The organism is Sellimonas caecigallum, from assembly GCF_019754295.1.
Classification (GTDB): domain Bacteria; phylum Bacillota; class Clostridia; order Lachnospirales; family Lachnospiraceae; genus Sellimonas; species Sellimonas caecigallum.
Genome location: NZ_VIRV01000052.1, coordinates 1 through 1,002, shown reverse-complemented (window position 1 = coordinate 1,002; position 1,002 = coordinate 1). Strand labels below are relative to the sequence as shown.

Sequence of the window (1,002 nt, the reverse complement as noted above, 5' to 3'; positions counted from 1 at the left end):
ATTTGTGCCCCATCAGATTTTTAATTGTCAGAAGATCCGTCCCGTTTTCATAAAGGTGTGTTCCGAAAGCATGACGGAAAGAGTGGCAGGTAAGCCGGTGTTCCCAGCCGAGGGACTCTTCGTGGGCACGCATATGCCGCGTGATATAAAAAGTATCAATAGGCCGGGAAGGATCCGTCTGTTTTGGAAAAAGCCAGCCGGAGGGACGGCCGTATGCAAACCAGTAGTCAGTGAGGATATCCAGCGCTTTTTGAGAAAGGACGGCATAGCGGTCTGAACGGTTTTTTGAATGTGCGATATGGATCCGCATATTTTTCCGTTGGATATCACGGTAACGGAGACTGCAGACTTCCCCAACCCTGAGACCGGCAGAATACATGAGAGCAACCATAGCTTTGGGCTTCAGGTCTGAAAGCGTAGAGATAAAAAGTTCCGCTTCCTTCTGAGTGGGGACAAAGGGAAGAAAGGAATCGAATTTCCGCATAGGAAGCTGGGTTGGATCCCAAGGTTTGTGCAGGACATACATGGTAAAGAAGCGGAGCTGTGAGATACAGTGGTTGATTGTACGGTCAGAAAGGGCACGCTCTTTCTGAAGCCAGCGGATAAAATCCCTGAGTTCATCCCAGGAAACGTCTTCCGGCTGTTTGTGAAGAAGCGTGTGAAGGTAATCCAGGTAAGAACGGATGTAAGTAGAATAAGATTTTACAGTGTGGTCAGTAAGACCACGAAGGGAGATCATCTCCCGGTAAACATTTAAATAGTCCATGACGGAACCTCCTTGAAAGAATGTAATTTAATAAATGAGAGAAAGTTCTTTCAAGGGGGTGATCTTGGAAAAAGATAAGATATGAGGTTGTTGAGTTTAAAAATCCATGTTAAACTAATCATAGCAGTTCTTGTGTATATGTCAAATGTTAAGTGTGGTAACTCAACAATACAACATAAATACAAAAACTGCTATTTTTTTTGAAAAAGTAGCGGAATTATGTACCTTGCACTAGC

At 44.1% G+C, this 1,002-nt stretch carries 1 protein-coding gene; it reads right to left on the bottom strand.

Translation table 11 applies throughout. The features are described from left to right. The coding region (locus FLB61_RS12935; protein ID WP_221920429.1) for a tyrosine-type recombinase/integrase at nt 1–766 on the bottom strand (766 nt) is incomplete at its 3' end. Nucleotides 767–1,002: the final 236 nt, after the last annotated feature.